General features: G+C 41.6%; 8 protein-coding genes and 1 pseudogene. 7 read left to right on the forward strand and 2 right to left on the reverse strand.

From position 1 onward, the window contains the following. Positions 1–335: 335 nt before the first annotated feature. Complete coding sequence (locus tag L634_RS0128035) at positions 336–1,526, reverse strand: DUF418 domain-containing protein (protein WP_026585240.1); 1,191 nt, start codon at positions 1,524–1,526, stop codon at positions 336–338. A 113-nt stretch (positions 1,527–1,639) separates the two neighbouring features. After that, entirely contained in the window at positions 1,640–3,232 is a 1,593-nt protein-coding gene (locus L634_RS0128040) for a long-chain-fatty-acid--CoA ligase (RefSeq protein WP_026585241.1), read from the reverse strand. 259 nt (positions 3,233–3,491) lie between these two features. Here L634_RS0128040 and L634_RS0128045 point away from each other — a divergent pair, with 259 nt between their 5' ends. From L634_RS0128045 to L634_RS34530, 7 genes and pseudogenes are all read left to right on the forward strand, one after another. Beyond that, the gene (locus tag L634_RS0128045; protein ID WP_026585242.1) at positions 3,492–3,713 is read left to right on the forward strand and encodes a spore germination protein; all 222 of its coding nucleotides are present in this window, start codon (positions 3,492–3,494) and stop codon (positions 3,711–3,713) included. 15 nt (positions 3,714–3,728) lie between these two features. Next, positions 3,729–3,974, forward strand: coding sequence for a spore germination protein GerPB (locus L634_RS0128050; protein WP_026585243.1), 246 nt, complete (start codon positions 3,729–3,731; stop codon positions 3,972–3,974). A gap of 23 nt (positions 3,975–3,997) precedes the next feature. After that, positions 3,998–4,615: a spore germination protein GerPC gene (gerPC, locus tag L634_RS0128055; protein WP_026585244.1), complete on the forward strand. Its 618-nt coding sequence runs from the start codon at positions 3,998–4,000 to the stop codon at positions 4,613–4,615. Beyond that, positions 4,612–4,788: a spore gernimation protein GerPD gene (locus L634_RS0128060; protein ID WP_026585245.1), complete on the forward strand. Its 177-nt coding sequence runs from the start codon at positions 4,612–4,614 to the stop codon at positions 4,786–4,788. The genes gerPC and L634_RS0128060 overlap by 4 nt, the downstream gene beginning before the upstream one ends. A gap of 5 nt (positions 4,789–4,793) precedes the next feature. Then, positions 4,794–5,186: a spore germination protein GerPE gene (locus L634_RS0128065; RefSeq protein WP_026585246.1), complete on the forward strand. Its 393-nt coding sequence runs from the start codon at positions 4,794–4,796 to the stop codon at positions 5,184–5,186. Between the two features lie 38 nt (positions 5,187–5,224). Beyond that, positions 5,225–5,443, forward strand: coding sequence for a spore germination protein (locus L634_RS0128070; protein WP_026585247.1), 219 nt, complete (start codon positions 5,225–5,227; stop codon positions 5,441–5,443). A 160-nt stretch (positions 5,444–5,603) separates the two neighbouring features. Next, a pseudogene (locus L634_RS34530) lies at positions 5,604–5,791 on the forward strand (IS5/IS1182 family transposase); the annotation flags it as partial.

Consider the following 5,791-nt stretch of genomic DNA (forward strand, 5'->3'; position numbering starts at 1 on the left):
TCCCACTTCCCTCTCTTCTGAGCAGGACATTGAATAATCTTCCCTGACCTGGCACCGCACGAAGGAAATGCGGTAGCATTTTCGAGGATCAAGTGCCCTCCGCTACAATCAACTCAGTTGGTTAAACTTCGTTATCCACCCGAAAAGCAAAAAACTTTACGAAAACAGCCTTAAGAAAATACTTTTGTATCTGCAAAAAAGCTAGAACCTCTTTGGGTTCCAGTGCTGCCAGATTGCTCATAATTTATTGGCAGACACGCATGCCAAGCTTTGGGCCAAGGATGCCAGCTAAAGCAGAATTGCCTCCTCCTCAAGCCCAATGACCAGAATTCACCTTATTCCGCCGGCCGCCTCCAATTGGGAAGTTTTAAATAAGTAAAGCTCCTCCAAAGCCATTCAACCGGACCGTAATAATAGCGGGTAACCCAGTAGCGGCTTACTAATACTTGAAGAGCGAAAATAAGCATCACGATAATCGTTCCCATAAATGCGGATACCTTTCCGTAAAAGCCTAATCCATAGCTGTAAAAAATCAACGTCGAGATAATGGACTGGATAAGATAGTTGGTAAGTGATAATTTCCCCACGTAAGAGAGCGGAAGCAGGATCTTAGGCACGATTTTTTTCTTTATAGATAAGGCAATAGCCGCCCCATATCCAATCGCTAAAAGCGGACCCCCGAAAATATCCTGTACAAACTCCAAGGCCAGGTTTCCTTTAAATAAATACGGGAGCAACTTAAACAACAGACCTGCAGCCATGGAAGCAATCATTATTTTGTTTAAAAAACCCCGAAATTCCTCAGGCTTTTCCAGCCACTTAAGCTTGGCTGCCCCACCGCCTATTAAAAATAACGGAAAAATGGAAGCAAGCATGATTGGCAGCGCTGAGAGATTATTGACTCCTGACCAGTCTTCCACCCTTTGAGCCGTAATTTCCATGAAGCTTCCATTTTGGTAAACTTCCAGAGATGCTGCCGCTTCTGCAGGATCATATATGGAAAGTTCATGAGCAGGCACAAAAAGAATACTTACAAAAAACAGGAGAGCGAACAATAGATTAGGAATGATGTAAAGCAGCAAACCAGTCAAGAGCATATTCTTTCCGCTCATTTTTATAAAAAGCAAAAAGATAAAGCCAAAGATTGCATAGTTGATCAAAATATCCCCGTGCCAAATAAGAAATGCATGAGTGATCCCTATCACAAGAAGCAAAAAAAGTCTTCTGGCAGCCAGCCATCCGAACCTCATCCCTTTCTCAATTGCCCTTTCACTTAAAATGACTAATCCGTATCCGAACAGCATTGAAAATAATGGGTAAAAGCTTGCTTGAAAAAAGATATCAATAAAAGCATAGGTCGCTTTATCAGCAGGACTGTTCCACCATCGAGATGGATCAAGATATAATAACGGAGAATGGAATGACAGCATGTTTACTAAAAAGATACCGAGAATGGCAAAGCCTCTCATAATATCCAATGAAATGATCCGGTCCTTCTCCAGGACCGGGCTAACCTGCTTATGCATAAGACGCCTCCTTTTTTTGGAAACCAAAACATATTCTTTATGATAGAGAGCCGCAGTCCGATTGTCCAGAAAATTAAAAAGACCGCAGCATTATGCTGCAGGTCCTCATTCAGCTAATTAACAAATCTTCCTGTTTTTCCTTTCGCTTCCCAATAATTATTGCGGAGATGTATTTTTTGAATTTTACCTGAAGCGGTTTTTGGCAGCTCATCAACAAATGTAACACCGGTTACAGCTTTAAAGTGAGCAAGTTTTTCCCTTGTAAATTCAATGACATCTTGTTCAGTCAATATTTTGCCGCTGCGTAATACGACAAAGGCATGTGGTGTCTCACCCCATTTTTCGTCTGGAACTGCAATTACAGCAGCCTCAAGAATAGCCGGATGCTCGTATAAAGCACCTTCGACTTCGATAGAGGAAATATTTTCACCTCCGCTGATAATAATATCTTTTTTCCGGTCAACGATATCGATATTGCCATGTTCATCGACATTCGCCATATCCCCTGTATGAAGCCAGCCATCCCTAATAGCTTCCATTGTTGCCTCATCATTTTTCCAGTAGCCTTTCATAACGCCATTGCTGCGAACAACAACTTCGCCTATTTCTTTGGCATTATGAGCAACTACTTCTCCATGTTCATTTATGACCTTTACTTCACACCCAATCATCTGGTGGCCAGCTTTTGCTTTCATCCGGTACTGCTGGTCAAGAGGAAGTTTTTTCAGGTGAGAACGGATAGTGGACACCGTACTTAAAGGAGATGATTCTGTCATCCCGTATACCTGGATAAACTCCCAGCCCAGCTCCTTTTCTACTCTTGTCACAAAAGCAGGCGGCGGGGCAGAGCCGGCAATCACTACTCTAACATCCTGGTCAACATTTGGAGCATACTGCTCGCAGTATTGCATAAGTGAATTCAGAACTGTAGGCGCCATATGCATAACGGAAACTTTATGTTTTTTCAGCGCTTCAAAAATTTTCACTGGAGCGGCTTTTCTCATGCACACCTGTGAAGCTCCATTTGCAGTGTAATAAAAAGGGGAACCCCATCCATTTACATGGAACATCGGCAATACATGGAGCAATACATCCTGGTCCTGGACACGCAAGTGATGCATTGTCGTCAAAGCATGCAGGTAGTTATTGCGGTGTGTCAGCATTACCCCTTTTGGATTGCCCGTTGTCCCGCTGGTATATAAGAGGCTGCACACATCATTTTCATCCAGCAATTCCCTGTCATAAACTTTGCTGCTCTTGGTATTCAGCCATGAGTCATAATCGATTTCTTGTGTAGGTTCGTCTTTGTAATGAACAATAATTTTGTCAACCGTTTTAAGCTGATCCTTTACAGGAAGGATCAGATGATAGAGCTCCTGGTCGACAAACAGGATTTTAGATTCACTGTGGTTCAGTATGAACAGATAATCCTCTGGCTTCAGGCGTATATTCAAAGGCACCATGATCGCTCCAAGCTGAAAAACCCCATAAAACCCTTCAAGCATTTCAACTGAATTTGGTGCCAGGTAAGCAACCCTGTCTCCTTTTTGGACTCCCAATTCCTTCAAACCATGTGAGAGCTGATTGACCCTGGTGTTTAACTCTTCGTATGTAAAAGCTCTATCATCGGCAAAAATAGCTTTCTTGGAACCATAAAGTGAAACAGCTCGATCTAAAAATTGAGTTAATATCAAAGGCACATTCATCACATTTCCACCTCACTGAATATTTTGTTAATTCTGTATTTATTTTTATATTAACACATAAATTGAGACAGCTTTATAGAAATTTTGTCTGTTATATAACATTTTGATCTATTAAGGGTGGAGACTTTCCTGCCTATTCACCTCAGAAACTACTCCGATTTTGATTGACCCGGCCGAACATAGATATTTGGGCTAATTAATCACAATCAGCTTTTAGGCACATACGATATACAAGAAATAATTTAAAAGGGTGTTATGTATGCCAGCTATTGTTGGAGTCGCACAGGTTGTATCTATCGGAAGCAGCTCTGTTTTCAACATTGGAGATGTTTATAAGATCATGCCTGTATCTAACGCAAAGACATTTTCAGGCGCGGGTTCTTTTAACACAGGAGATGGCCTGAATGTCTACAATCATCGAAGTGCAACGAACACATATGATTCGGACGGCGTTGACCAGGGAAATTATTTTAATGCTTAACAAATGGGTGATATTATGAACTTTTATATACAGCAATCCATTCATATTAATTTTATTAAGATCGGCGGCATAACTAACTCATCAGTCATGCAGATTGGAAGTGCAGGCATTATCAAACCAGCCGCCTATTTGTATAATACGGGGGGATTTAAGGAACCTGCTCCCGAAGCAGAAGCGCCATTATTTCCAGGACCAGCAGGCTCATTAATAACAACACCGTCAGTCCCATTGGTCGGTCCATCGGGCCAAAGGGGTGAATAATCAATAAAAGCGAGGTGGTGCATATGAATCAGCCATTTTATTCCTATCTTCAGCAATTGCATGCTTTTGTACAGGCGCAGGAAAAGCGACTCCGCAGCCTTGAAGCAACGGTCAAAAAGCTTCAGGAAGAAACTGAAGCTTTGAAAAGCCGCCCTCCGATGCAGGTGGACCGGATCGAATACAAATTTGACCAGCTTAAGGTGGAGTCTCTTGAAGGTACCTTGAACATTGGACTTAATCCTTCCGAGCTGCAAAACATTGAGGATTTTGCCGTAGATAACAAAAACATCCATGCACCTATATCGCCTAAAAACCAGATGAAGAGAACGATGGAGATTGAAGATGCCATCTATCAATATTTAGAAATCGAGCTCCCGGATGTAGTTGCTGCAGTTCAGCAAAAATTAAATCTATCTGTGGATGATTCCTATATTGCCTTTATCAAAGAGGATATTAAAAAGCAGCTGCCAAACAGAATTGATTTCTATATTAAACAGCAGCATGCTGAAAATCGTGGCCAACAGGAAAACCCTAATGCAAATGCAGAAGTAATCGAGAGCCTTAAAAAGGAAATTCAAAATGGGGTCCATGCTTTTATTTCTCATCTGCCTGAAAATATGAAAGGAATGAATAAAGAGTGAATTATCAAGTGTATAACAGGGATTTGTGTGTAGGCAGCATCAGGGTGCTGGGTGTGTCCAGTTCTTCTGTGCTTATGGTTGGCGATACGCAAACCATCCAGCTGGCTTCCACCTTTGATACGCCAGCAGAATCACTCCTAGTTGGGCCTTTTGTGCCGCTGACTCCGGAGTAATCGTTATGCTGCAAAGAACTTCATCTGTTGATAAAATTAATATTGATACCATCTCATTTTCGTCTGTCTTTGAGATTGGAGACTCCTCTTCAATTCAAGGTTTCTCCAGGGCAATCGCCGTCCAGCGTGAAGCAGAGTTTTTTCATGGCCGAGAAGGCAATTATTCTGCTTATCGCATATTCAGCGAACCAATTCCGCTGCTGCCCATCGAAGAAGATATTGCAATCCAGACCACACAGCTTAATCCAGTTATTAAAGTGCAGAAAATAGATATAATTGGGGTTTCGGCGTCTTCCGTCATTCATATCGGCAGCAGCCGCGATATCTCAATGGAAGCTCGAGTCAAGCATATCCGTCAGCTCTATCCCAGAAACAACAATCAGCCTGGAGGAGCATAAGGTATGACTATAAATCTTTTCTATAAAGGATGTTTTTTATGCCAGCTATAATTGGGCCTGTACAAATAGTCAATGTTAGCGGGGGGATTGTTCAATTTGGTGACGCGCTATACATTTCACCAAAAAGCAATTCTAAATCCACTTCCGGACAGGGAGCTGTCAATACCGGCGGTCTAGTCATTACAAATAACGGCTTAAATGCAAGCAATGTATTGGATACCAACCTCATTGACCAGCCAACTGTCGGCAATAACTAAAGATTGGTAAACGGGATTCAGGGCGATAACAAAACTGTTATCGTCCTCAGGCTGTCGAGAAACTATCGACAGCCTTTATTTTAATAGTTAACTTTAATTATTCACCGCGTTAATATGTTATAATTAACCCATTAAATCCTATAGATTGTGGTGAATTTACATGTTTAAACCCAAAGAATCTTCGCAAAATGAAATTGAATTTGTGTCTATTGATGAACTTGTTCCTTCGGACCACCTTCTGCGAAAAATAGATCAGTACATAGATTTTTCAACCATTTTAGATAAGGTTCGCCCATATTATAGTGAGGACAACGGTCGACCAACGGATCCTCTACTTCTATTCAAAAT

The organism is Bacillus sp. J33 (genome assembly GCF_000518885.1).
Lineage (GTDB): Bacteria > Bacillota > Bacilli > Bacillales > Cytobacillaceae > Cytobacillus.

Coding starts and splice junctions, on each gene's coding strand:
- L634_RS0128065 (WP_026585246.1), top strand. CDS start 4,794: ATGCTGCAAAGAACTTCATCTGTTGATAAAATTAATATTGATACCATC.
- L634_RS0128035 (WP_026585240.1), bottom strand. CDS start 1,526: ATGCATAAGCAGGTTAGCCCGGTCCTGGAGAAGGACCGGATCATTTCA.
- L634_RS0128040 (WP_026585241.1), bottom strand. CDS start 3,232: ATGAATGTGCCTTTGATATTAACTCAATTTTTAGATCGAGCTGTTTCA.
- L634_RS0128050 (WP_026585243.1), top strand. CDS start 3,729: ATGAACTTTTATATACAGCAATCCATTCATATTAATTTTATTAAGATC.
- L634_RS0128070 (WP_026585247.1), top strand. CDS start 5,225: ATGCCAGCTATAATTGGGCCTGTACAAATAGTCAATGTTAGCGGGGGG.
- L634_RS0128045 (WP_026585242.1), top strand. CDS start 3,492: ATGCCAGCTATTGTTGGAGTCGCACAGGTTGTATCTATCGGAAGCAGC.
- gerPC (WP_026585244.1), top strand. CDS start 3,998: ATGAATCAGCCATTTTATTCCTATCTTCAGCAATTGCATGCTTTTGTA.